At 69.6% G+C, this 24,572-nt stretch carries 22 protein-coding genes; 8 read left to right on the top strand and 14 right to left on the bottom strand.

Going from position 1 to position 24,572, the window contains the following annotated elements; genetic code table 11:
* Window positions 1–161: 161 nt before the first annotated feature.
* The 3 genes from ACLQ2O_RS00205 to nhaA all read right to left on the bottom strand — a co-directional run bounded on the left by ACLQ2O_RS00205 (window position 162) and on the right by nhaA (window position 3,206).
* Window positions 162–950, bottom strand: coding sequence for an alpha/beta fold hydrolase (locus ACLQ2O_RS00205; RefSeq protein ID WP_425825828.1), 789 nt, complete (start codon window positions 948–950; stop codon window positions 162–164).
* A gap of 113 nt (window positions 951–1,063) precedes the next feature.
* The gene (locus ACLQ2O_RS00200) at window positions 1,064–1,465 is read right to left on the bottom strand and encodes a phage holin family protein (protein WP_425825826.1); all 402 of its coding nucleotides are present in this window, start codon (window positions 1,463–1,465) and stop codon (window positions 1,064–1,066) included.
* A 529-nt stretch (window positions 1,466–1,994) separates the two neighbouring features.
* Window positions 1,995–3,206 carry a Na+/H+ antiporter NhaA gene (gene nhaA / locus ACLQ2O_RS00195; protein ID WP_425825824.1) on the bottom strand — a complete coding sequence of 404 codons (1,212 nt, stop codon included), beginning with the start codon at window positions 3,204–3,206 and terminating at the stop codon, window positions 1,995–1,997.
* Between the two features lie 290 nt (window positions 3,207–3,496).
* Here nhaA and ACLQ2O_RS00190 point away from each other — a divergent pair, with 290 nt between their 5' ends.
* From ACLQ2O_RS00190 to ACLQ2O_RS00180, 3 genes are all read left to right on the top strand, one after another.
* On the top strand, window positions 3,497–3,943 hold the full coding sequence (locus ACLQ2O_RS00190) for a CBS domain-containing protein (protein WP_425825822.1): 447 nt from the start codon (window positions 3,497–3,499) through the stop codon (window positions 3,941–3,943).
* Between the two features lie 28 nt (window positions 3,944–3,971).
* On the top strand, window positions 3,972–5,261 hold the full coding sequence (locus ACLQ2O_RS00185; RefSeq protein ID WP_425825820.1) for an ArsB/NhaD family transporter: 1,290 nt from the start codon (window positions 3,972–3,974) through the stop codon (window positions 5,259–5,261).
* Between the two features lie 268 nt (window positions 5,262–5,529).
* Window positions 5,530–6,291, top strand: coding sequence for a GntR family transcriptional regulator (locus ACLQ2O_RS00180; protein ID WP_425825818.1), 762 nt, complete (start codon window positions 5,530–5,532; stop codon window positions 6,289–6,291).
* Window positions 6,292–6,298: 7 nt separating this feature from the next.
* On the opposite strand, the gene ACLQ2O_RS00175 is transcribed toward ACLQ2O_RS00180, so the two are convergent.
* Window positions 6,299–6,739 carry a hypothetical protein gene (locus ACLQ2O_RS00175; protein WP_425825816.1) on the bottom strand — a complete coding sequence of 147 codons (441 nt, stop codon included), beginning with the start codon at window positions 6,737–6,739 and terminating at the stop codon, window positions 6,299–6,301.
* Between the two features lie 79 nt (window positions 6,740–6,818).
* Between ACLQ2O_RS00175 and ACLQ2O_RS00170 the strand changes: the two genes are divergently transcribed.
* Window positions 6,819–7,532 carry a class I SAM-dependent methyltransferase gene (locus ACLQ2O_RS00170; RefSeq protein ID WP_425825814.1) on the top strand — a complete coding sequence of 238 codons (714 nt, stop codon included), beginning with the start codon at window positions 6,819–6,821 and terminating at the stop codon, window positions 7,530–7,532.
* A gap of 73 nt (window positions 7,533–7,605) precedes the next feature.
* Here ACLQ2O_RS00170 and acs read toward each other — a convergent pair whose 3' ends face one another.
* A complete protein-coding gene (gene acs / locus ACLQ2O_RS00165) occupies window positions 7,606–9,540 on the bottom strand; it encodes an acetate--CoA ligase (RefSeq protein ID WP_425829039.1) in 1,935 nt (644 codons plus the stop codon).
* Between the two features lie 265 nt (window positions 9,541–9,805).
* On the opposite strand from acs, the gene ACLQ2O_RS00160 reads away from it, so the two are divergent.
* The gene (locus tag ACLQ2O_RS00160) at window positions 9,806–10,003 is read left to right on the top strand and encodes a hypothetical protein (protein ID WP_425825812.1); all 198 of its coding nucleotides are present in this window, start codon (window positions 9,806–9,808) and stop codon (window positions 10,001–10,003) included.
* Here the strand turns inward: ACLQ2O_RS00160 and ACLQ2O_RS00155 are convergent.
* Window positions 9,993–10,358 carry a winged helix-turn-helix transcriptional regulator gene (locus ACLQ2O_RS00155; RefSeq protein ID WP_425825810.1) on the bottom strand — a complete coding sequence of 122 codons (366 nt, stop codon included), beginning with the start codon at window positions 10,356–10,358 and terminating at the stop codon, window positions 9,993–9,995. The genes ACLQ2O_RS00160 and ACLQ2O_RS00155 overlap by 11 nt on opposite strands.
* 79 nt (window positions 10,359–10,437) lie before the next feature.
* Between ACLQ2O_RS00155 and ACLQ2O_RS00150 the strand changes: the two genes are divergently transcribed.
* The 3 genes from ACLQ2O_RS00150 to ACLQ2O_RS00140 all read left to right on the top strand — a co-directional run bounded on the left by ACLQ2O_RS00150 (window position 10,438) and on the right by ACLQ2O_RS00140 (window position 13,482).
* Complete coding sequence (locus ACLQ2O_RS00150) at window positions 10,438–11,115, top strand: NAD(P)-dependent oxidoreductase (RefSeq protein ID WP_425825808.1); 678 nt, start codon at window positions 10,438–10,440, stop codon at window positions 11,113–11,115.
* A gap of 87 nt (window positions 11,116–11,202) precedes the next feature.
* Complete coding sequence (asnB, locus tag ACLQ2O_RS00145) at window positions 11,203–13,047, top strand: asparagine synthase (glutamine-hydrolyzing) (RefSeq protein ID WP_425825806.1); 1,845 nt, start codon at window positions 11,203–11,205, stop codon at window positions 13,045–13,047.
* 15 nt (window positions 13,048–13,062) lie between these two features.
* The gene (locus tag ACLQ2O_RS00140; RefSeq protein ID WP_425825804.1) at window positions 13,063–13,482 is read left to right on the top strand and encodes a MarR family winged helix-turn-helix transcriptional regulator; all 420 of its coding nucleotides are present in this window, start codon (window positions 13,063–13,065) and stop codon (window positions 13,480–13,482) included.
* Window positions 13,483–13,635: 153 nt separating this feature from the next.
* Here ACLQ2O_RS00140 and ACLQ2O_RS00135 read toward each other — a convergent pair whose 3' ends face one another.
* From ACLQ2O_RS00135 to ACLQ2O_RS00100, 8 genes are all read right to left on the bottom strand, one after another.
* Window positions 13,636–14,148 carry a hypothetical protein gene (locus ACLQ2O_RS00135; RefSeq protein ID WP_425825802.1) on the bottom strand — a complete coding sequence of 171 codons (513 nt, stop codon included), beginning with the start codon at window positions 14,146–14,148 and terminating at the stop codon, window positions 13,636–13,638.
* Between the two features lie 154 nt (window positions 14,149–14,302).
* Window positions 14,303–17,905: a discoidin domain-containing protein gene (locus tag ACLQ2O_RS00130; RefSeq protein ID WP_425825800.1), complete on the bottom strand. Its 3,603-nt coding sequence runs from the start codon at window positions 17,903–17,905 to the stop codon at window positions 14,303–14,305.
* Between the two features lie 185 nt (window positions 17,906–18,090).
* Entirely contained in the window at window positions 18,091–19,731 is a 1,641-nt protein-coding gene (locus tag ACLQ2O_RS00125; RefSeq protein ID WP_425825798.1) for a solute symporter family protein, read from the bottom strand.
* A complete protein-coding gene (locus tag ACLQ2O_RS00120) occupies window positions 19,728–20,069 on the bottom strand; it encodes a DUF485 domain-containing protein (protein WP_425825796.1) in 342 nt (113 codons plus the stop codon). The genes ACLQ2O_RS00125 and ACLQ2O_RS00120 overlap by 4 nt, the downstream gene beginning before the upstream one ends.
* Window positions 20,070–20,158: 89 nt before the next feature.
* Complete coding sequence (locus ACLQ2O_RS00115) at window positions 20,159–20,971, bottom strand: class I SAM-dependent methyltransferase (protein WP_425825794.1); 813 nt, start codon at window positions 20,969–20,971, stop codon at window positions 20,159–20,161.
* A gap of 247 nt (window positions 20,972–21,218) precedes the next feature.
* The gene (locus ACLQ2O_RS00110) at window positions 21,219–21,950 is read right to left on the bottom strand and encodes a cytidylyltransferase domain-containing protein (protein WP_425825792.1); all 732 of its coding nucleotides are present in this window, start codon (window positions 21,948–21,950) and stop codon (window positions 21,219–21,221) included.
* A complete protein-coding gene (locus ACLQ2O_RS00105; protein ID WP_425825790.1) occupies window positions 21,947–22,813 on the bottom strand; it encodes a hypothetical protein in 867 nt (288 codons plus the stop codon). Before ACLQ2O_RS00105 ends, ACLQ2O_RS00110 begins: the two co-directional genes overlap by 4 nt.
* On the bottom strand, window positions 22,813–24,540 hold the full coding sequence (locus ACLQ2O_RS00100; protein ID WP_425829037.1) for a hypothetical protein: 1,728 nt from the start codon (window positions 24,538–24,540) through the stop codon (window positions 22,813–22,815). The genes ACLQ2O_RS00105 and ACLQ2O_RS00100 overlap by 1 nt, the downstream gene beginning before the upstream one ends.
* Window positions 24,541–24,572: the final 32 nt, after the last annotated feature.

Below are 24,572 nucleotides of genomic sequence, written 5' to 3'. Positions count from 1 at the left end.
CCGTACGTGAATGTCGGCTCGGTCGTCCGGCGTGCCGGGCACGTCGAGGTCGACGCGGGCATCTGGCGCGGCTGCCTTGCCGCACGGTGGCTCACGTTCCGTCTTGACCGGAGAGGCGGTGACTGGAAGGTCACCGGCACCGTAGGTCCCGAGGTGGTCTCCTAGAGCTTGCCCAGCCAGTCCAGCAGGAGTTCGGTGAACTGCTCCGGCGCCTCTTCATGCGGGAAGTGCCCGACCGTCGTCAGCACCTCTTGCCGCAATGGTGCTGTGATCAGCTCCGGTGGCGTGATCCAACTGGCGGGCGCGACAGCGCCGTCCAGCCCGCCGTGGACCTGCAGCACCGGGACCTCGATCGGCTCGCGCATCCTCGCCGAGTACCGCCGTCCGTCCGTCCGCAGCCGTGAGCGTACGAACCACCGGTGATACTCCAGCGCGCAGTGCGGCGCCGGCCAGACCTGCAGCGCGGCCCGGTACCGCCGCGACGCCTCCGCATCGGGAAACTCCCCACCTGGCGCAGCCCAAGCCCGCAGCAGTTGTTCGATGTGGATCCCGTCGTGCGCCAGCAACCGCCGTTCCGGCAGGATCGGCAGCTGGAACCACCCGACCTGAGCGGCCGCCCGCGGCCGCCCCGACCGCAGCAGCATCAACGGGTGCGGAGCCGACACAGCAGCGAGCGCCCGTACCTGCCGAGAAGCCAGTACGGCGGCCGACCACCCGACGAACCCGCCCCAGCCGTGCCCGACCACGACCGCTTCCGACGCGCCGAGCGAGCGGATCACGCCGGACACGTCGGCCGACACCGTGAACGGGTCGTACCCGCGCGGTGTCTTGTCGCTCGCGCCGTACCCGCGCAGGTCCATCGCGACCGCGCGGTACCCGGCCGCGGCGACGGCCGGCAGTTGATGGCGCCAGGCCCACCAGAACTCCGGGAAGCCGTGCAGGAAGAGCACCAAGGGATCGTCCGCCGTACCGCACTCGGCGACGTGGAACCGGGCCCCGTTGGCCGCGACCAGGGCGTGCGACCAGGGCCCGTCGACGAGCAGGTCGGAGACTCCGGCGGGGCTCAGTCGCCCTTCCCGATCGCCTTGAGCGCCTCGACCGACTCCTTCGAGGTCTCGATCGCGCGCTGCGGGCCCTTGGCCTGGCTGAGCTGGTTCTTGCCGATCAGCACGAGCACGGCGGCGATCAGCAGGTAGACCACGGCCACGATCAGGAACGCCAGCGCCGGGTGCAGCCCGAGCGCGCTGACGCCGTACGCCGCGGCGATGGACAGCAGGATGATCGCGAGCAACCCGAGGAACGCGGCGCCGCCGAACAGCCCGGCCCCGGTCCCGGCCTTCACCGCGGTCTTCTTCAGCTCGGCCTTGCCCAGCTCGATCTCGCTGCGCACCAGGCTGGACAGATCCCGGCTGGCGTTGGCGACGAGCTGCCCGACCGTCGGCTCGTCCTCTTGCCCCATCGACATGGCGCTCCTTCCGTCCCTGCCCCGACCCTACCGCCGCGTACGACGAACAGCCGGTACCCAATCGCCGGACACCGACCCGCCGAGCGGACCTGCACCACTCACCAACCACCGAATCAGCCCGCCCAGCGCCGGCGCTGAGCGTGAGCGGCTTCCGTACGGCGGGTTGGTCAGTGGTGCAGGTCCGCTCCCCACGCGGCCGCTCCCCGCGCGGCCGCTCCCCGGAGACGCGGCCGGGGCTGTTCTGTGGATGTGCGCCGCATCTTCGGACGCCAGGCGCCTCTCTCCGCGTTAGCTGCCTCCGTTTTCCACGACTGGCGCGGTACAAGGCGGCAGTCGTGCAAAAACGCGGCAGTCGTGGAGGCGGCAGTCGTGCAAAACGCGGCAGTCGTGGAGATAGGCGTCAGCAGTCGCCTCAGCGGGCGGACCCGGCGTACGGGAGTGGGTCAGCAGCATCCTCAGCCGGCGTGCGGACGGTCCCGCGGGAGTACCAGCTCAGTCGAGGTACAGGCGGGCCGGCGTGAGCACCAGCTCAGTCGGCGTACACGCGGTTGCGTCTGAACAGCAGCGCGGACGCGATCAGCGCGGCCAGCAGCGACGCGACCAGGACGGCCGCCTTGGCCCGTTCGATCTGGGCCAGGTCGCCCGCGAACGCGAGCTGCGCGATCAGCAGCGCGACGGTGAACCCGATCCCGGCCAGCACCGAGACCGCGCCGACGTCGCGCCAGGACAGGTCCGCGTTCAGCTCGGCCCTGGTGAACCGTGCGGTCAGCCAGGCCCCACCGAACACCCCGATCGTCTTGCCGGCCAGCAGCCCGACGACCACGCCGATCGCGACCGGGTCGGTCAGCATCTCGCGCAGCGCCGAACCGCTCAGCGTCACTCCGGCCGCGAACAACGCGAACAGCGGGACCGCCACGCCGGCCGACCAAGGCCGCAACCGGTGCTCGACCCGCTCGGCGGGTGACGCCTTCTCACCCTTGTCCGGCAGCACCCGCGTGGCGAGCCCGAGCGCGACGCCCGCGATCGTCGCGTGGATGCCCGACTCGTGCATGAACCACCAGGCCGCGATCACGATCGGCACGTACAGGAACGGGGTCCGCACACGGAACCGCTGCAGGGCGTAGAAGACCGCGATCAGCGCGACCGCGACGAGCAGCGCGACCAGGTGCAACCCCTGCGAGAAGAACGCGGCGATCACCAGGATCGCGCCGAAGTCGTCGACCACCGCCAGCGTGAGCAGGAACGCGCGCAGCGCGCTCGGCAGCGACGACCCGACGATCGCCAGTACGGCGAGCGCGAACGCGATGTCCGTTGCCGTCGGCACCGCCCAGCCGTGCGGCTTGCCGTCGGCAACGGTCAGGTTGATCACCGTGTAGATCAGCGCGGGCGCGGCCATCCCGGCCAGTGCCGCCGCGATCGGTACGACGGCCTCACTGAGCCGCGACAACGTGCCGACGGTGAACTCCCGCTTCAGCTCGACGCCGGCCAGGTAGAAGAACAGAGTGAGCGCGCCGTCCGAGGCCCACGCCTCGACGGTCAGCGGACCGAGCTGCGCGTCGCGCAGATGGTGGTAGGCGTCCTGCCAGGGCGAGTTCGCCCAGATCAGCGCGATCACGGCGGCCCCGACCAGAACCAGGCCACCGGTGGTCTCGGCGCGCAGCGTGTCGGCCAGGAAGGCCCGCTCGCTCCCCAGGATCCGGGGGAAGGCGCGGCGCTTGTGCAACAGTCGTCGGGAGCTCATCGGCAGGCCCTTCGCTCGGGGTCGTCGGACAGATCGCCGACCAGACTTCCCGGCACACCAGAGCCGAAGCTCGAACACCATTCTAACGGCTGCGCGCCGGGTTTGCTCTTGACGTCCCGATGACCGAGGCTTACCGGTGGTGCGCCGGGAAGTCTGGTCGGCAGTGCCCGCCCCGGCCGGGTGCGGGCTGTCGGAGCGATCCCTGGAGGCTGTCGTGCCGGACGAATCCTGTCGTCAGAGATCCGGCAGAGCCGCCGGGTCCGGCCGTCGCCGCGGCGTACGCTGCCGATGTGCATGGCGAACAGATGGCCGAGGACTTTCCGGTGGTCAGCGTCGACTCGGGCGCGCTCGAGGCGGTGCAGCTGCTGGCCGGCCGCCGGCTGCCCGGTCTGATCGTGGTGTGCGAGGACGGTACGCCGTACTCGGTGCTCCCGGCGTCGCAGGTGGTCCGGTTCCTGGTGCCGAGCTACGTGCAGGACGACCCGTCGCTGGCCCGGGTGATCGGCGAACCGATCGCCGACCAGGTCGCGGACAAGCTCTCGGGTGTGTCGGTGCGTCAGCTGCTGCCGAAGGAACCCGCCGAACTGCCGGTGGTCAAGCACGACGACACCGTGCTGGAGGTCGCCGCGCTGATGGCCCGGTTGCGCTCCCCGCTGGTCGCCGTGGTCAAGGACGGCCGGATCATCGGCGCGATCACGGCGTCCCGGCTGCTCGAACTGGTCGCTCCTCCCGGCTGAGCCGGTACGACGGACCGGCGATGGCCCGATGACCGTCGTCGCGATCGTCGTCTTCGCGGTCGCCTACCTGCTGATCGCGACCGAGTGGACGCACAAGCTGCTCGCCGCGCTCGGCGGTGCCGCCGTGCTGCTCGCGCTCGGGGTGACCGACTCCGAGCACGCGTTCTACTCCCACGACACCGGGATCGACTGGGACGTCATCTTCCTGCTGTTCGGGATGATGGTGATCGTCGGCGTGCTGCGCCGTACCGGTGTCTTCGAGTACGTCGCGATCTGGGCCGCGAAGCGGGCCAAAGGGTCGCCGTTGCGGGTGATGCTGCTGCTCACGCTGATCACCGCGACCGCCTCGGCGTTCCTGGACAACGTGACCACCGTGCTGCTGATCGCGCCGGTGACGCTGCTGGTCTGCGACCGGCTCGGGATCAGCCCGGTGCCGTTCCTGATCGCCGAGGTGATGGCGTCCAACATCGGCGGCGCCGCGACGCTGATCGGCGACCCGCCGAACATCATCATCGCCAGCCGGTCCGGGCTGACCTTCAACGACTTCCTGGTGCACCTGGCGCCGCTGGTGGTGGTCGAGATGATCGTGTTCTGCCTGGTCGTGCCCTGGTTGTTCCGCGGGTCGTTCGGGGTCGACCCCGAACGGCGGCTCAGCGTGATGCGGCTGAACGAACGCGAGGCGATCGAGGACAAGGCGCTGCTGGTGAAGAGCGGTCTGGTGCTGCTCGCCGTACTGGTCGGGTTCGTGGGGCGGTCGTTCCTGGGGGTCGAGCCGTCGGTGGTCGCGCTGCTCGGGGCCGGCGTGCTCGTGGTGATCTCGGGTGTGGCGACGCGCGACTACATGAACGCGGTCGAGTGGCAGACGTTGCTGTTCTTCGCCGGGCTGTTCGTGATGGTCGGCGCGCTGGTCCGGACCGGGGTGATCGCCGACCTGGCCGCCGAGGTCCAGCAGGTGACCGAGGGGCGCGCGCTGTTCGCGACGATGCTGATCCTCGGGGTCTCGGCGGTGCTGTCGGGGGTGATCGACAACATCCCGTACGTCGCGACGATGAGTCCGGTGGTCCAGGAGCTCACCCGGGGGATCCCGGACCCGGCCCAGGCCGACGCGCTGTGGTGGGCGCTCGCGATCGGTGCGGACTTCGGCGGCAACGCGACCGCCGTCGGGGCGAGCGCGAACGTGGTGGTGATCGGGCTCGCGCTGCGGGCGGGGTCGCCGATCAGCTTCTGGGAGTTCACCCGCAAGGGGCTGGTGATGACCGCGATCACGGTCGCGGTGGCGGCGCCGTACCTGTGGCTGCGGTACTTCGCACTGGCCTGAGCGGTTGCCGCGGGGGTGCTGCCGGGGTTGTGACCGGGGTTGTGACCGACCTCTCCGCCGGCCTCGTCGCGCTGCGTGGCGAGCGGTTTCCCTCGGGGATCACTTCTGCGGGCGCTCGACGCGGGGGCGTCGGTTTGGGAGGATGATCGCTGGCCGTCCTGGGGGCTCCGGCCAGTACTGTCGGTGAACGGTCGACCGACGCAGCGATGACGAACGACCGAGCCCCGGCAACCGGTTTGCCGGCCAGACCCCCAGGGAACACGACACCATGGCCCGCCCAAGGAACAATCCCGGTGACCTCGCCGAGCTCCCCACCGAGCTGCGGACCGACCGGCCGAAGGGTGACCAGATCCGCGAGATCCTGGAGCGCCTCACCCGCAGCCTGACGGCGGGGACGGTCCTGCCCTCGGAGCGGGTGCTGGCCGAGCGGTTCGGGGTGGCCCGGATGACGGTCCGCCAGGAGGTCGACCGCGTCGTCGCCGACGGCCTGGCCGCGCGGCGTCCCGGTGGTGGCACGTTCGTCGCCGAACCCCGCCCGAACCGGCTGCTCGCGTCGTCGTTCAGCCAGGACATGCGCGCCCGCGGCATCACCCCCGGCGCGAAGGTCCTCGAGCACCGCGTGGGCACGGCCGACGAGACCCTCGCCGCCGAGCTCGAGGAGCCGGTCGGCACCCCCTTCCTGCACCTGGTCCGCCTCCGCACCGCCGACGGCGAACCGATGGCGATCGAGCGCACCAACCTCTCCCTGCGCCGCTTCCCCGGCCTCGACGAGCTCTCCTTCGACGAGCTCTCCCTGTACGGCGAACTGTCGTCCCGCTTCGGCGTCTCCCTCGGCATGGTCTCCGCCTCGATCGTCGCCGCCCCACCCGACACCCCCGAGGACGCCCAGCTCCTCGGCATCGAGCCCACGACCCCCTGCCTGATCATCACCTCGGCCCCCCGCACCGCCTCCGGCGAAGTCATCGAGTGCGGCCGCTCCACCTACCGCTCCGACCGCTACGACATCACCGTCGCGTACCGCACTACCTGATCAAGTATCAAATGTGCGTCGCGACGACGCCGAGGGCGAAGGCTGTGCCGGTCAGGGCGAGCATGATGGTGGCGAGCAGGCGGAGGCGAGCCTGGTAGGCCGGGACCTCGGCGGAGGTCGCGAAGACGCGGTGGGGCCAGTGGCGCCAGGAGACGTACCAGAAGATCCCGGTCGCGGCGGCGAGGAGGACGGCCTTCACGGCGTGGATCCACCAGTGGTCGGTGTCGAGTAGCAGCAGGACGGCGCCGCTGGCCGCGATCACGCCGATCAGCCCGACAACCTTCCAGCGGTTGCCTGAGGCAATTACTACGGTGAGGGTCTCGCGGGTTTCGGGGTCCTTGGCGTAGAACTTCGCGAGCTTGGGCTGGATGACGAGCAGGGAGTAGGCCATGCCGCCGACCCACGCGGCGGCGAGTCCGGCGTGCAGGACGGCTACCAGGGCCGTCATCGGTACTGCATCCATCCGCTTCGCTCCAGGTTCTCCACGTGCTCAGGCTAGGGCTCCGCGCGGTTCATATCCTGCGCACATGACCAACGGATGGAAGACGCTCAGCCCCGACTACGAAAAAGCCCGCGCCCGTGAGGACTCCCTGGACCGGCTGATGGAGTGGGCGGCCCAGCGCGACCTGATCGGCGCGGTCGACGGCAAGGACGTGCTCGACGTCGGCTGCGGCAACGGCGAGAAGGCGATCGAGCTTGCGCGGGCCGGCGCCCGGTCCGTTGTCGGTATCGATCTCGGCGGCAACTTCCTCACGCCGCCGCCAGGACTCGACGTCACGCTGGCTGAAGGAGACCTGTCCGAACTGGCCACTCACCCCGCGGTCCGCAGACGGTTCGACACGGTCGTGTTCCTCCAGTCCCTCGGGTACGCCAAGGACCAGGTCGAGACTCTGAAGGTCGCCCGGGAGCTGCTGCGGCCGGACGGCGTACTCGTGGTGGCTCGTTCGCACCCGATCCGGTACGCCGTCGAGCGGGCCGAGCGGGACGGGATCCCGCTCGGTGACGCCTACCACTCGACCGAGCCGTACTCGTACCCGTCGCGCTGGAACCCCGAGGTGACGCTGACGCTGCCGACCGGGACGTTCAGCTCGATGCACAACGCGTTCGTCGAGGCCGGTTTCTGGGTCGACCGGGTGCTGGAGCCGCAGCTGGACGACGAGCTGAAGGCGCGCCACCCGCAGCGGCAGGCCTGGCTGGCGAAGCACCTCGGAATCATCGTGTTCCGAGCCCGTCCGCGCTAGCTCAGCGACGGTTAACGCACAACAGCCGGTACGCCGCGCGCACGCGGCGTACCGGCTGTTGATCGTGCGGGGCTCAGTCCTCGTCGGCCTTGCCGGCGTCGAGGTTGGTCTTGATCAGGTCCATCACCGTCGAGTCGGCCAGCGTGGTGACGTCGCCGACCTCGCGGTTCTCCGCGACGTCGCGGAGCAGGCGGCGCATGATCTTGCCCGAGCGGGTCTTCGGCAGCTCGGCGACGACCATGATCTGGCGCGGCTTCGCGATCGGGCCGATCTCCTTGGCGACGTGGTTCCGGAGTTCCTGTACGACGTCCGGACCGCCGTCACCGGCCTCCGAGCGCAGGATCACGAACGCCGCGATCGCTTGCCCGGTGGTCGGGTCGGAGGCGCCGACCACGGCCGCCTCGGCGACCTTCGGGTGCGAGACCAGTGCCGACTCGATCTCGGTGGTCGACAGCCGGTGCCCCGACACGTTCATCACGTCGTCGACCCGGCCGAGCAGCCAGATGTCGCCGTCCTCGTCCTTCTTGGCGCCGTCGCCCGCGAAGTACACGCCCGGCCAGCGCGACCAGTACGTCTCCTTGAAGCGCTCGTCGTCGCCCCACAGCGTGCGCAGCATCGCCGGCCACGGCTTGTCGATGATCAGGTAACCGCCGGACCCGTTCGGCACCGGCTTGCCCGCGTCGTCGACGACGTCGACGCTGACACCAGGGATCGCCTTCATCGCCGCGCCCGGCTTGCCGGAGGTGACGCCGGGCAGCGGGGAGATCATGTGCATGCCGGTCTCGGTCTGCCACCAGGTGTCGACCACCGGCGCGTTGTTGCCGCCGATGTTCTCCCGGTACCAGATGTAGGCCTCGGGGTTGATCGGCTCACCGACCGACCCGATCACGCGCAGCGTGGACAGGTCGAACTTCTCCGGGATCTCCTTGCCCCACTTCATGAAGGTCCGGATCGCGGTCGGCGCGCAGTACAGGATCGAAACCTTGTACTTCTGCACGATCTCCCACCAGCGGCCCTGGTGCGGGGTGTCGGGCGTGCCCTCGTACAGGACCGAGGTGGTCGCGTTCGCGAGCGCGCCGTACACGATGTAGCTGTGCCCGGTGACCCAGCCGATGTCGGCGGCGGTCCAGTAGACGTCGGTGTCGGCCTTGAGGTCGAAGACCGCCCATTGCGTGTACGACGTCCCCACCAGGTAGCCGCCGGTGGTGTGCAGGATGCCCTTCGGCTTGCCCGTGCTGCCGGACGTGTACATCACGTACAGCGGGTGCTCGGCGTCGAACGCCTCCGGGGTGTGCTCGGCCGACTGCTTGCCGACCACGTCGTCCCACCACAGGTCGCGGCCGTCGGCCATCGCGGTCTCCTGGCCGGTGCGCTTGACCACGACCACGTTGCGCACGTCCGGGCAGTCCTCGAGCGCCGCGTCGACGGCCGGCTTCAGCGCCGCCGGGGCGCCGCGGCGGTAGCCGCCGTCGGAGGTGATCACGACGCGGGCGTCGCAGTCCAGGATCCGGCCCTTCAGCGCGTCCGCGGAGAAGCCGCCGAAGATGACCGTGTGCGGGGCGCCGATCCGGGCGCAGGCCAGCATCGCGACCACGGTCTCGGGGATCATCGGCATGTAGATCGCGACGATGTCGCCGGGCTTGACGTTCAGCTCGAGCAGCGCGTTCGCGGCCTTGCTGACCTCGTCCTTGAGCTGGGCGTAGGTGATCTCGCGGGTGTCACCCGGCTCGCCCTCGAAGTAGTACGCGACCCGGTCGCCGAGGCCGTTCTCGACGTGCCGGTCGACGCAGTTGTACGCCGCGTTGAGCTTGCCGTCGGCGTACCACTTCGCGAACGGCGGGTTGCTCCAGTCCAGCGTCTCGGTCGGCTCGACGGCCCAGGTCAGCCGCTTGGCCTGCTCGGCCCAGAAACCCTCCAGGTCCGCGGCGGCGGTCTCGTAGGCGTCGGCCTTCACGTTCGCGTGCGCGGCGAGCTCGGCCGGCGGGTCGAACCGCCGCTCCTCGTGCATCAGGTTCGACAGCGCTGGGGACTGGGGCTCGGAACTGGTCACGGTCGCGGACTCCTCGTCGATAGCCGGTCGGCGCGCCCGGGCGCCGCCCCCTTTCTACCAACGGCAGACCACCCGCGGTACTGGTGGTTCGCCGAGCAGACCTCTATCTGCGCCGAACGGGCCGTTCAGTGAACGACATCACACCGCAGTCGGGCCTGCGGTGACGGGAACCAGATGGGGATGTCGCGCATCGGATCTGTGCCGCCTACCGCCAGGAGATCCGATGCACCAGCAAGCCCAGTACGCCGCTCAGCCGGTTGTTCAGTACGTCGGCCAGCCCTCGTACGGGCTTTCGGCGGACCACCCCTTCGCCGGCGTCGAGCGCCGCATCTCCCGCGCCGCCCGCCGCCGGGTCCACAGCCGCGAACGCCGCGTGCGCCGTACGCGAGCGGCCGCCTGGAGCCAGGCGCCTACCTGGTGATCTCGGATTCCCGGGCGTCGAGTAGTTCGTCCCAGTGGTCTGCGGTCCACTGGCAGGCGGTGCGGATCGGGCCGAGCATGCTGCGGCCGAGCGGGGTCAGCTCGTAGACGACACGACGTACCGGTACGGCGTACTCGGTGCGGCTGATCAGTCCGTCCTGCTCCAGGAGACGCAGCGACTGGGTCAGCACCTTCGGCGTGACGCGGTGCAGCGGGACGCGGAGCTCGGAGAAGCGGCGCGGGCCGTCCTCGAGACAGGCGATCACCAGGGCTGCCCACTTGTCCCGGCCGAACCGGAACGGGTTCAGCGTCGAGGGGCAGATCTCGTCGAACTTGTCCGCGCGCAACGGCTCCATCGCACCAGCCTAGCCAGTATCCGGGCGGTAACCGCCCGTCCGCCTACCTTCTCGGGACACGACGAGAAGGGACCCGACGATGAGCAAGATTCTGGTGTTCGGCGCCGGCGGCCGGGCCGGAGGCGCGGCGGTCGAAGAGGCACTGCGCCGCGGCCACGAGGTCACCGCGGCCGTACGGACGCCCAGCAAGTACGCCGCCGCCCACGCGACGGCGACCACCTCCGCCCGCGCGACGGCGACCACCTCCAGCCCGACGGCGACCACCTCCACCCCCGCCCCGAAGGTCGTCGCCGCCGACGTCACCGCCCCCGAGGCCGTTGCCCGCCTCGCGGCCGAGCACGACGCGGTGATCGCCGCCGTGTACGACCCCGCGCCCGACTTCTTCCCCCGAGCAGGCCAGGCGCTGGCCGACAACATCGGCACCACCCGCCTGATCTGGGTCGGCCTCGCGTCGATCCTTGCCACCGACAACGGCACCCTCCTGATGGACTCACCCGGCTACCCCACGGAGTACCGCGCCTTCTTCGAAGCGCACCGCGAAGTAACCAACCGGTTGGCTGCCTCGCAGGCCGACTGGGTCTCGATCACCCCGAGCGGCGACTTCGACCACGAGCACCCCGAGCGCACCGGCTCCTACCGCTTCGCCCCGGGCGACGCGACCAGCCGCATCTCGTACGCCGACCTCGCGATCGCCCTGCTCGACGAGATCGACGAGCCGAGGCACCGCGGCGTGCTGCTCGGCGTACGGAGGTCATGACCTTCCTCACGAAAGGTGGCGTTGGTGTCACGATCGGTGCGAAATACATTGGAGACGAATGCATTTCGCAACGACAGGAGACAACGCATGTGTGGCATCACCGGATGGGTGGCTTACCGGCGTGACCTGGCGGCCGAACAGGCGACCGTCGACGCGATGACCGAGACGATGGCCTGCCGCGGGCCGGACGCGCGGGGGACCTGGTGGGCCCCGCACGTCGCCCTCGGGCACCGGCGGCTGGCCGTGATCGACCTGCCGGGCGGCGAGCAGCCGATGACCGTCGACGTACCGGGCCGCAACGGCGGGACGACGACGGTCGGGATGGTCTACAGCGGTGAGGCCTACAACTACCTGGAGCTGAAGGACGAGCTGCGCACCCGCGGGCACGCGTTCACGACCGACTCCGACACCGAGGTCGTGCTGCACGCCTACCTGGAGTGGGGCGAGGCGTTCGCCGAGCGGCTGAACGGGATGTACGCGTTCGCGATCTGGGACAGCCGCGAGGACAAGCTGGTGATGGTCCGCGACCGGATGGGGATCAAGCCGTTCTTCTACTACCCGACCGACGACGGCGTGCTGTTCGGCTCGGAGCCGAAGGCGATCCTCGCCAACCCGCTCGCCAAGCCGGCCGTCGACGACGACGGGCTGCGCGAGCTGCTCACGATGACCAAGACGCCCGGCCTCTCGCTGTGGGCCGGGATGGCCGAGGTCGAGCCGGGCACGGTCGTGACCGTCGATCGCAACGGCGTACGGAAGAGCACGTACTGGCGGCTCGAGACCCACGCGCACACCGACGACCAGGACACCTCGGTCGCGCACGTCCGCGAGCTGCTCGACGACATCACGCGGCGGCAGTTGGTTGCCGATGTCCCGCGGTGCGTTCTGCTGTCCGGCGGGCTCGACTCCAGTGCGATCACCGGTCTGGCCGCGCGACAGCTCGGCGAGGAGGGCAAGAAGGTCCGCAGCTTCGCGGTCGACTTCGCCGGCCAGGCGGAGAACTTCGTCGCCAGCGAGCTCCGGACCACGCCGGACACGCCGTACGTGCACGACGTCGCCGACCTGGTGAAGTCACAGCACTCCGACATCGTGCTCGACAACGCCGCGCTGACCGATCCGGCCGTACGGCGTACCGTCGTGCGCGCCAACGACGCGCCGCTCGGTGGGGACATCTTCAGCTCGCTCTACCTGCTGTTCAAGGCGATCCGGGAGCAGTCGACGGTCGCGCTGTCGGGCGAGTCGGCCGACGAGATCTTCGGCGGGTACCTGTGGTTCCACGACCCCGAGGTGCAGCAGGCGAAGACGTTCCCGTGGCTGGCCTTCCGCGGATTCCGGCGCCCCAACGGCCCGGGTGGGCTGCTCCGCGACGACCTGCTGCGGCGCCTCGACCTCCGGTCGTACGTGCAGAGCCGGTACGACGAGGCCGTCGGCGAGATCGACCGGCTGGACGGCGAGTCCGACCACGAGTGGGCGATGCGCAAGATCTGCTACCTGCACCTGACCCGGATGGTCCGGGTGCTGCTCGACCGCAAGGACCGGATGTCGATGGCCGTCGGGCTGGAGGTGCGGGTGCCGTTCTGCGACCACCGGCTGGTCGAGTACGTGTACAACACACCCTGGTCGCTGAAGACCTTCGACGGGCAGGAGAAGAGCCTGCTCCGTGCCGCCACGCGGAACGTGCTGCCTGAATCAGTGGCGAAACGGACGAAGAGCCCTTACCCGCAGACGCAGGATCCGGCGTACGTCGTGGCGCTGGCCGAGCAGGCCCGGCAGCTGCTCGCGGACGATCACCCGGTGTTCGCGCTGGCCGACCGCGGAAAAGTCTCAGCGAGTCTTCAGGGTGAATCCGATGCCGGTGCGCGGCAGAACCTGGAACAGTTGCTCTCACTGGCAACATGGGTAGACATCTACCGTCCGGACATCCGGGCGGCCTGACCGACGGGGTTGATCGTGCTGGACGAGAAGGCAGTCCACCTGATGGTGGCGATGCACCGGATCGTCCGGCACCTCCGGAAGACCGCGATGTCGACCTCGATGCACCCCACCCAGTTCATCGCGCTGCTGGTGATCGCCCGCGAGCAGCCGGTCCGGATCGGCACGATCGCGAACAAGGTCCCCTGCTCCCAGCCGACGGCGACCACCACGGTCGCCGTCCTGGAGACCTCCGGCCTGGTCCGCCGCCGCCCCGACACCCTCGACGGCCGCGCCACGGCTGTGGAGCTCACCGAACAGGGCGCCGAAACCGTCGCCCACATGCGCGCCGACGCGGCCCAGGCCCTCGGCGCCATCCTCACCAACCTCACCCCCGAGGACCGAACCAGAGTCCTGGAAGCAGGAGAAATCCTGTACGGCGTGGCCGACGACCTGTAGCTCAAGGCGATCCGGGGTATCCCGGGGCAGATCTCGATCTGCCCCGGTCGTAGCCGCAACATTCCAGTACAGTGATTACCGCACGGGGCAGAAGAGTCCCGTGAAGTGGACCCGGCAGCTCACCGGACGGTGGACGAGCCGGGTCTCGCGCTGTCAGGGGTCGCGCAACTGACAGAACGGCGCGACGGTACGGCGCCAGTGCCCGCCCCGCGCCCAGGCCCACGCGATCGCGTCCGGCACCCACAGCAACGGATCCAGCTTCGGAACCATGAGTTCCCATCGAAGGTCGAAGCACTTGTACCGGTTGCAGGCGGCATGCAGTGTCCGCCGGTCGTGCTCGAACGTCGACTCCTCCCGCTCCACGACCAGGCGCTCAGCAGTCCCCGCCTGGTCGCGCACGATCGCCTCGAGACACGCACGGCGCGCAGTGAGAGTGTCCCGGTCAGCCGAGTACAGGTCGGCGAAAATCCGGAACTCGGCGATCGTCGCGAGGATCTGCCTGCGCCGTGCGTTGGTCTCGTGGTTGAAGTGCAGCCGCTCCTGGCCCGGCAGCAGCAGACTCCGCAATGCCTTGCGATGAACCGCGACATCCCCCGGCCGGCAGACAGCGGCAGCCATCAGCAACCCTTTGGACTTCGTCTCGTCGACGAACACGTGTACTGGCATCTCCCCGCCCTTTTGCCGGCAAAGGACGACGGTTGCACGGGGGAAGGGGCGAGTTGGTGCGGGACACGAGGGCAGGCTGGGGCAGCTCGGGGCAGTTTCGAGGAAAGCAGGACGGCCGCCGACCGGATGGTCGGCGGCCGTTCTGGGGTGGGGGCTAGTTGCGGGTGATGGTGAACGTGCTGGTGGTGTTGCGGATGTCCGTTGCGTTGTTGGTGAGGGTGAGGTTGTTGAAGACGGCCGTGCCGCGGGCCGGGCCCTCGCCGGGTTCGGGGAGCTCGTTGGCCCAGATGCCGAAGCCGGACTTGGCGTCGTAGGCGTCACCGGACTTGCGGGCGCCGGAGATCGACACGTTGGTGAGGATGGTGTCGGCGACCGGGAACAGGGGACTGCCGCCTACGTAGTCGGTCTGGAACATGATGCCCGAGTACGTCGGGTCGACGATGTCGACGTCGGTGAGGCGGATGCCTTGGAAGATCTTCGTGGCGGAGTAGATCCAGATGCCGGGGAACGTCTGGTTGCCCCAGAAGTGGCCGCCGGCCCGGACCGCCGAGATGTTCTCGAACCGGGTCGTCGGGGTGGCCCCGAAGCCGGCCATCGGGATGCCGAAGTCGAGGGAGCTGATCGTGATACCGGAGTAGACCAGCGTGTCGGCGACGTACAGGTTGCGGAACACGTTGTTCGTGCCGCCGTACACCGCGAAGCCGGCGGCCCGCCAGGTCAGCGTCGACGAGAGGTTCTCGAAGACGTTGTCCCGGACCTCGCCACCCCCGGAGTCGGTGGCGTTGAACAGGGCGAAGCTGTCGTCCCCGGTCGCGCGGGCGTCGTTGTTGCTGACGGTGTTGCCGGCCGAGCCGTTGGTCATGTTGATGCCGTCGGCAAACATGTTGCGGATCCGTGAGTTCTTGATCGTGGAGTTGTCGGTGTTGGCACCCCAGTACAGGCAGACCATGTGCTCGACCCAGATGTTGTCGATGGTCATGTTCGCGGTGGAGGAGAAGTCGAACACCTTGCCGGGCCCGTCGATCCGTGAGGTGTAGTTGCCGAAGTAGGCGAAGCCGGTGAACGACGAGCCGTTGGCCGAGGCTTCCGCGCGGAACCCGACGTCGGTGTTGTCCTGGGTCGTCGGCGCCCGGAACCTCGTGTACCAGGGGCCGGCGCCCAGCACCTTGACCGCCTTGCCGTAGATCTGGAACTTGCTCGACGTCTGGTAGTCACCCGGCGGCAGGTAGACGCCGACGAGGGTGCCGGTGGTGTCCATCCGGACCCGGTCGAGCGCGTTCTGCACGTCCTGCTGACCGAAGCCGGCCGGCACCGCGTACGTCGGACCCGGGTTCGCGGTCGGCGCCACCTGCTCGGTGTCGACGAAGTCGATCGCGTAGTTCGTGGTGTTCGCGGCGTCCTTCTGGAGCTTGATCTTCGTGCCGGCCGGGAAGGTCCCGTCGAGCATCAGGTTCGCCTCGTCGTAGATGTGGCGGGGATCGCCGCCCGGCGAGTTGCCCGGGCTCGCTTCCGCGCCGTACAGCCAGGCGTACTTCGAGGTCAGCGGCAGTGCCTTGTGGAACGCGCCGTTGACGTACACGTTGACGGTCGAGTTGATGCCGCCACCGCCGGCCGCGTCCGGGATGGAGAACCTGGTCACCAGGGTGTTCGTGCTGGCCCGGGTGGTGAACTCGACGAACGCGCCGTTCGAGTTCAGCGTCACAGCCTTCCGGCCGGATGCCTCCCCGGCGAGGTCACCGACGGTCCGGTTCGGGCCGACCACCGTGGCGCCACCGCCGACGGACGCGTCCTCGGCCTCCAGGTGGTCGTACGGCATGTTCGCGCCACGACCCACGAAGAACGGCCGCTCCGACGTGTTGTTGGTCCGCTTCACCGGCAGCTCGTTCGCGTCGTCAGCCAGTACGACGCGCACCGAGTACCGTCCGTTGACCGCCGGCCAGCTTCCCAGCGCGACCGCCGGAGCAGTCGCACCAGCGGCGATCGCACCGGAGTACGAGCCGGTCAGCGTCCGTACGACGGTGCTCCCGTTGAGCAGCGTCAGCGTGATCCCGTGCGCCCCCGAGGCCGAGGCGACCGAGCCCTGGTTGCGGATGGCAACGGAGAACGCGACGTTGGTCCCGGCCGAGGGGTTGCCCGGCGACCAGGTGACCGCGCCCGCCACCAGGTCGGAGCTCGCCACCGGAGTCACCACCAACGGCGAGGCACTGTTCGCCGAGTTGTTCGCGTCGTTCTGCTCGATGATCGTGTTCGCCTCGTCGACCTTCGCGCTCAGCGGGTAGCTGCCCGCGTCGCGGGCGCCGATCGACGCGGTGACGGTGGTCGAAGCGCCGGCGGCGAGTGCGCCGACGTTGGCCGTACCGACCTTGGTCTCCCCGAGGTAGAAGTTGACGTTGGTCGCGCCCGAGGCCGCCGTACCGGTGTTGTTGACGGTCGCCCGGACGGTGATCGCGTCGGTCTCGACGGGTGAGGTCGGTGTCCACGAAACACCCGACAACGTGAGGTCCGGGTTCGGGGCGGGCACGCCCATCACCTGGAGCTCGGCGACCTGGCCGGACGGGGCACCGGTGTTGCCGGTGAAGTTCAGCCGTACGTCGGCCGCCCGCGCGCTGACCGGGACCGTCACGGTGTTGCCCGACGACGGGCTGAAGGTGTACGACGCGGACGCCGCGATCGTCGTGAACCCCGAAGCGCTCTGCTCCCGGCCGAGGACCGAGAAGGTCTGCGTCCGGTTGCCCCAGGAGCTGTCCGGGTTGAGCCGGACGACGACCGAGCTGAGATCGGCGTTCGAGCCGAGCGCCGTGGTCAGCGTGGCCGGAGTGCCGTTGCCCTCCCAGTACGTCGTGACGTTGTCGTCGTTCGCGTTCGTCGCCACGAAGGTGTGCACGAACCCGGACGCCGTGATCGGCTTGCGCAGCGCGAGGTTGCTGCCCGGGCCGGTGCTGCCGCCGCGGGTGACGCTGTTGCTGTTCGGCGACTGGTTGCCTGCGGCATCTTTCGCGCGGACGTAGTAGGTCACCGACGTCGACGCCGGCTGGGTGTCGGTGTATGTCGTGGCCCCGGCGCCGAGACTGGTGCGCAGCTGGCCGTTGGCGTACACGTCGTACCCGGTCACGCCGACGTTGTCGGTCGACGCGGTCCAGGCGAGCCGGATCTGGCCGGTACCGGGCTCGGTGAACGACAGGTTGCCCGGGGCGGTGGGAGCCTGGGTGTCACCGGTGGCCGGTCCGTAGACCTCCAGCTCGGACAGCTGACCGGCGGGCCAGCCGGTGTTCGCGGTGATCCGGAGCCGGACGTACCGGACGGTGGCCGCGCCGTAGTCGATGGTCACGGTGTTGCCGGGCGCCGTGAAGGCCCGGGACGCCGAGGGGGACAGGTCGGTGAAGTTGTTGCCGTCCGTGCTGCCCTGGACGGCGAGGGTCTGGTTGCGCGAGCCCCAGCCGGAGCTGGGCAGCTTGAGTACGACCTGGTTGGTGCTGACCGACGAGCCCAGGTCCACCTGGACCCACTGCGGGAAGGCGTTGTTGTTGCTCTCCCAGTAGCTGTTCTGGTTCCCGTCGGTCACGTTGGACGCGCCGTAGTTCTGGGTGCTGGTACTGGCCGAGGCGGCCTTACCGGCGGCGAGGTTGGGTCCGGCCAGTACGGCGGCCGACGCGGTGCTGCCGGCGGGGGTGTGCTGGGCGAAGTCGAGGACTGGGCCTGCGGACAGCAGCAGACTTCCAGCGAGCACCGAGGCGAGCAAGCGCCTCTTCACTGACATGGTTCTCATGGGGCCTCTCCGGTGGGCGGGTGGTAAAGGCACAGAGGACTATCAATAAATTTCTCAAAACTATGAAATTTTTGCGCAGCGCTGGCTTATTGTTACGGCAGCTTCAGCGCAGCGTCAACGGCTCGAGGGCGCCACTCCGGTCGGAGTGACGCCCTCGAGGGGTGGAGCGGCGGAGCTCAGTGCTTGGCGGCACCTTCCGCGCCGGCGCCGGTGAGCGCGCGGACGGAGAGCTCGTTGTAGCGGACCTCGCTGGAGCGGTCCTTGCCGGCGAACGTGCCGATCACGCCGAGCAGGAAGCCGAGCGGGATCGAGACGATGCCGGGGTTCGACAGTGGGAACCAGGAGAAGTCCGTGCCGGTGATCATCGACGTCGACGAGCCCGAGACGACCGGCGAGAAGATCACCAGGACCACGGCGCTGATCAGACCGCCGTAGATGCTCCAGACGGCGCCCGAGGTGTTGAACCGCTTCCAGAACAGGTTGAACAGCAGCGCCGGCAGGTTCGCCGAGGCGGCGACGGCGAAGGCCAGCGCGACCAGGAACGCGATGTTCAGCTTCTGCGCCGGGATCGCCAGCCCGATCGCGACCGCGCCGATACCGATCGCGGCGAACCGGGCGACCCGGATCTCGTTCCGCTCGGTCACCTTGCCCTTCGCGATCACGTTGACGTACAGGTCGTGCGCGAACGACGACGCCGACGTCAGCGTCAGCCCGGCGACCACCGCGAGAATGGTGGCGAAGGCAACGGCTGCGATCAGCGCGAGCAGGATCGCGCCGCCGAGCGAGTCGGCACCACCACCGACCGCCTCGGCGAGCAGCACCGACGCGGTGTTGCCCTTCGAGGCCGCGATCGCGCTGTCCTTGCCGGTGTCGAGCAGTGCCGCGGCGCCGAACCCGAGGGCCAGCGTCATCAGGTAGAACACGCCGATCAAGCCGATCGCCCACTGCACCGACCGCCGCGCGGACTTGGAGTCCGGCACGGTGTAGAAGCGGATCAGGATGTGCGGCAGACCCGCCGTACCGAGGACGAGAGCCAGGCCGAGGGACAGGAAGTCGATCTGGCCGACCAGGTCCTTGCCGTACAGCAGGCCGGGCTGCAGGAACGCCTCGCCCTTGCCCGAGTTGGCCGCGGCGGCGCCGAGCAGCTTGGACGGGTTGAAGTCGAACTTCAGCAGGACCAGGAACGTGATCAGCAGCGTGCCGGTCATCAGCAGCACGGCCTTCACGATCTGCACCCAGGTGGTGCCGCGCATGCCGCCGATCGTCACGTAGACGATCATCAGCGCGCCGACCAGCACGATCACGCCGGCCTTCAGGCCCTCGCTCTTCACACCGAGCAGCAGGCCGACGAGCGAACCCGCGCCGACCATCTGGGCCAGCAGGTAGAAGATCGAGACCACGATCGTGGACGACGCGGCCGCCGTCCGGACCGGGCGCTGCTTCATCCGGAACGCGAGCTGATCGGCCATCGTGAACCGGCCGGAGTTGCGCAGCAGCTCGGCGACCAGCAGGAGCGCGACCAGCCAGGCGACCAGGAAGCCGATCGAGTACAGGAAGCCGTCGTACCCGTAGAGGGCGATCTGGCCGGAGATGCCCAGGAAGGACGCCGCAGACATGTAGTCGCCGGCCACCGCGAGGCCGTTCTGCGAGCCGCTGAAGGAGCGGCCGCCGGCGTAGTAGTCGGCGGTGGTCTTGTTCTGCCGCGAGGCCCACCAGGTGATGTACAGCGTCACGGCGACGACCGCGGTGAACAGCGAGATGGTCAGCGCCTGGTTGCCGGGCTCGGCGTCGGCGAGTGGGATCAGCAGAGTGCTCACCGGCGGCGCTCCCTCTTGTACTTGGCGTTCAGCCCGCTCGCCAGCGGGTCGAGCTTGCGGTTCGCGAAGCGGCCGTACAGGAACGCGATCACGAACGTGGAGACGAACTGCAGCAGGCCGAAGACCAGCGCGACGTTGATGTGCCCGACCACCTGCGTACTCATGAAGTCCCGGGCCCAGTTGTTGCAGGCCACGTAGGCCAGGTACCAGACCATGAACGTGATGGTCCAGGGCACCACGAAGTTCTTGTAGCGGCGTTTCAGCTCGGTGAAGTCGGCCGCCTCGTGCACCGCTTCGTAGGCGCGGGCGTCCCGCTCGCGCACTGCGTCGTCTTCCATCTGCACCCCTCAGTCGGGAACGAACAGATGCACGTTAGCCCTCGAAGCGGCGTTTGTGACCCACCGCGACCAAAAAGTTGCCGAGGGCGTCAGAGCGGGGGTGAGACGGGAGCGTCGAGGGTGCGCTGGTAGTTGGCCAGGTCGCTCGGCCAGGTGCGGTAGCAGTTGGTGAAGTACGGCATCCGCAACGGCTCCGGGGGCCGGGCGGTGCCGTCGTAGATCCCGTCGATCTGCTCGAGCACCGACTCGCGGCGCGACTCGGTCAGCACCGAGACCCGCGAGTGCGACAGGGCGAGCTGGCGCAGGCCGCCGCGGTCCAGGTCGTGCCAGTGCCGGAAGCGGCCGGTCTCCACCTGGGCGAACAGGTCCGACTGCAGCAGGATCGGCATCGGGTCGAACTGGTCGGCACCGGCCAGGAAGTCCTCGCCGAGGATCGCCCGGTGCAGCCGCCGTACCCACGGTACGACGGTGTCGTAGTGGTTCCAGAGCAGACCCAGTACGCCGTTCGGCCGCAGCACGCGGGCGATCTCCGGCAGCGCCCGGGAATGGTCGAACCAGTGGAAGGCCTGCCCGACGATCACCGCGTCGACCGAGGCGTGCGCGAGCGGGATCGACTCGGCCGCGCCGACCATCGTGTCCACGCCGGGCACCGTGCGGCAGACCGCCAGCATCTCCTCGGACGGGTCGACCGCGACCACGTCGTGGCCGAGCGCGGCCGCGACAGCGGACAGCTTGCCGGTCCCGGCGCCCAGGTCGAGGACCTGCCGCCGGCCCTGGCTCGAGCCCTGCCCCAGGACCCACGACAGCGCCTCGGCGGGGAACGTCGGGCGGCCCGCGTCGTACGCGGCCGCGACGGCGCCGAAGGAGCGTGCGCGCTCAGGTCCTGGGTCGTCGGTGGTCATCACCGTAAATCATGCCGTAGGCGCGCCCGGTGACGTCAGGGCGCGCGGTAGAGCGTGTCCGCCAATCCTGATGCGGCAGGTGTCTAGGGTGTGTCGCCCAATTCCCGCCTACTGCGCGGCACTCGGCACGGCAGCTCGGAGCACTGGAGCAAAGCCCACGATGGAAAAACATCGAGGGCTTCACTCCAGCACTCCGAGCTACCGCACCGAGCACCTGCTCGCTACGGCGGGAAGTGGGCGACACACCCTATTCTCCGAGCTTCTTCTGCTCGATGTGCTCGTTCAGGGCGTGCAGCTCCGGGTGCTTGCCCATGATCGCGACCAGGTCGGCGCAGTTCAGGTCCGCCGCGCCGAACTCCTCGATCAGCGTCGTGAGCAGCTGCCGGTCGTCCGGCGTGTCCAGCGTGAGCCGGTACTGCGAGCCGTCGCCGCCGTCCCAGGGCATGTTCAGCAGCCGCATGTCGCCGGTCCGGTTCTGGTGCAGGTACGACGTGACGTGCTCGCGGTCGGCCGGGATCGTCGCGTCGGCGTCGGCCTGCAGCAGCCGCGGGCCGGAGAAGATCTCGTAGTCCATGCCGCGCGGGTAGGTGCGCTCCAGGCAGTTCGAGACGTAGAGGTTGTCGGCGGCCTCCGCCTCGAAGCGGTCGACGCCCTCGGTGATGACCCCGGGGTCGATCAGCGGGCAGTCCGAGGTGACCCGGACGACGCCGTCGAGGTCGTGCTCGCGGATCGCGCCGGCGAACCGGGCCAGCACGTCGAGCTCGCTGCCGCGGAAGACCGGGAACCCGGCCGCCGTGGTCTGCTCGACGATCGGCTCGTCGTCGGAGTTCGTGGTCGTGGCCACGATCACCGGGAGGCCGGTCGCGGCCAGCCGGTCCAGGTGGTGCTGGAGGAACGTCCGGCCCCCGGCCTGCAGCAGCACCTTGGCCGGCAGCCGCGTGCTGGTGGCGCGGGCCTGGGTGATGATCCCGATCTTCATGAAAACACCTTCGTTGCGCTTGGTTTGACCAGTCTGGCCGGAGCGTCGTTCCAGCGGAACAGGTCACGGATCTCGGCCGGTCCGGCCAGGTGCTCGACGCCCAGCTCGGCGTCGGTGAACGCCTTGGCCAGGTCGAGCGGCACGTACGGCTGGTTCAGTTCCGGCCACAGGCGCCGGATCCGGGCCTGGCCGCCGAACGAGGGGTGTTCGTTCTCCAGCAGCATCGGGTCGCCGTACACGCCCGGTTGCAGTCCGATCGAAGCACCGTACAGCACCGCGGAGCTGAGCCGGTTGGAGGCGACCCGGCGGTGCTTGCGCAGCTCCTTGAGCTGCTTGAGCAGGAAGTCGGCGTCGGTCTTGCGCCAGTGCAGGCCCCGGTACCCGTGCGTGATCACCCGGAAGCCGGCGTCGGTGTAGACCTGCTTGATCGCCTCGTTCTCGAACTCGTTCCAGTACAGGCAGACCGTCACCGGCCCGGTCTCGTGCTCGTTGATCGAGGCAACGATCTCGGCGTGGTCGCCGAGCACGTTCTGCCCTTCCCAGCCGTGGAACGGGTAGAAGATGGTGCCCTCGGCATCCGGTGCCGGCGCGGCCAGCTCGGGGTGGAGCTCGAGCAGGTACAGCCAGGCGGAGCCGATCACCGAGTAGTTGCGCAGGCCCATCGACCAGCCGCGGCGACGGACCGTGTCGGACCAGACGAACTTCGGCATCCCGGCGACGAACGCGGTGTTGTACGCGAAGCCGTCGAGGATGTTCCAGCCGTGCTGGAGGTAGCCCCAGATCCGCAGCGGGTCACCGCCGGGCAGCCCGGCGTACTTGGCCATGATGTGCGCGTGGCCGTAGAAGTGGTTGGCGTGGTGCATCAGCGCACCACGCGGCGGACCCGCTTGACCACGACGCGGGCCGGGTTGAGCACCGCCTGACCGACCCGGTAGGGCTTGGAGCGGCGCAGCGCGCTCAGCTGGCCTTCGAACCAGGTCGCCTGCGCGGTCGCGTCGGCCAGCTCCTGGCTCAGCCGGGCGATCGTCGCCAGCTGCTCGGCGCTGCCCTGCGGGCGGACCATCTCGTTGCTGTCAGCAACCGCGGCCCAGAGCTCTTCGGTGACGGTGATCCCGGCCATCGAGGCCAGGTGCGCGGTCAGCTCGCGGGGTGCGCTGCCGGCCGCCCACGGTTGCCGTGAGCCCGCGTCCAGCGACCGCAGGACGAACCGCCCGAGCTGCGCGACCACGAGCGCGTCCCCGGTGCTCTCGACCGCTTCCGCGGCCCCGAACAGCCGGTACGACGTGCCGTCGCTGATCACGTTGTCGGCCGCGGCGACGGCGGCGGTGGCCGCTGATTGTGCGCGCAGCCAGTCGACGTACGCCGGGATCGTTCGCCGCAGCATCGCGATGTCGTCGACCCGCAGCGCGGTGAACAGCTGCTCCTCGAGGAGCACACCGCCGCCCGCGGGAACGGCACCGTCAGGCAGCACGGCAGGAGCCTCAGCGCCGACGCGGCCCGCGCCTGCGGGAACCGCGCCCGGAGGTGCCGCGCCGGCAGGTGCCGCACCTGCGGCCGACTGCTCCGGGGCGCTCACCACGAACAGCCAGGCGGGAGCCAGCTCGACGCCCAGCCCGGCGGCGATCGCTTCTTGGGTCGTTCGGTACGGGTCGGTCAGGGTCGGTCCGCTGAACTTGCGGGCCACCGCGCGAGCGGCCGCAGCGGCCGCCAGTGGCTCGTCGACCGCGGTGAGGCCCACCGAAGCCTCGGCGAGGTTCGGGTAGACCGCGTAGCTCTGGGTGACGGGCAGGTCGGCGGTCTCCAGCGCGGCGCGAACCGCCTTGAACCCGGCGGGTGCCGCCGCGTCGCCGCGGACGTCGGACGGCCAGTCCGCGTCGCGGGGGACGGTGGACGTCGGGTCGGCCTGGACCAGACGCTCGATGCCGAACGGGTTCTCGGCACCGAGCAGGAGCCGTCCTCCCGGGGCGAGCCGGGATTTCAGCACCGCGAGCCCGTCCGCCCACGGCATCACCAGGGTATCCGGACCGATCAGCCGCGGCACTCCGTCGAGCGCCACGACCACGTCGTACGACGCCTCGCCGTGCTCGGGGCCGAAGTGGTCGAGCGTGCCGCAGAACACGCGGACGCCGAGCGCCGCCGCGATCTCCTCGGCGTCGGGCGCCGAACGGGCCAGGACGTCGACCGAGGCCGCCGTCTTGGCGACCTGCTCGAGCAGTTCGAGCGAGTGCGGACCGGCGACGAGCACGGAGTCGGTCGGGCGGACGACAGCCGCCAGCAGCTCCGCCGGCACCGGCCCGCCGACCGCGGGACGACCGTCGGACGGGTGCAGATCGGACCAGTTCAGCAGCTCCCCGGCGATCATCACCGACAGAGCCGGCGCCCCACCGTCGGAGGCGTCGCCCGCAACCGGCGCTTGGCCGGCCGGCGCGGGACCGTCGCCCTCGCGGGCCTCGCCCGACGAGGACGGAGCCCCAGCCGCTGCCGCCTTGCCGTCGGCCAGCGAGGCCGTTCCGGGGTCGGGCGTCGGGGCGTCCGGCGTACTGCCGACGCCCTCCGAGGCGGGGTGTTCCGAGGACTGGTCAGGTGTCACAGTGGTCAATTCTCTGACTCTCCACCAAAAAC

Origin of the sequence: Kribbella sp. DT2 (assembly GCF_049844575.1) — a bacterium.
Lineage (GTDB): Bacteria > Actinomycetota > Actinomycetes > Propionibacteriales > Kribbellaceae > Kribbella.
Note: the sequence above shows the minus strand (reverse complement) of the source record. Positions and strands in the feature narration are given on the sequence as shown.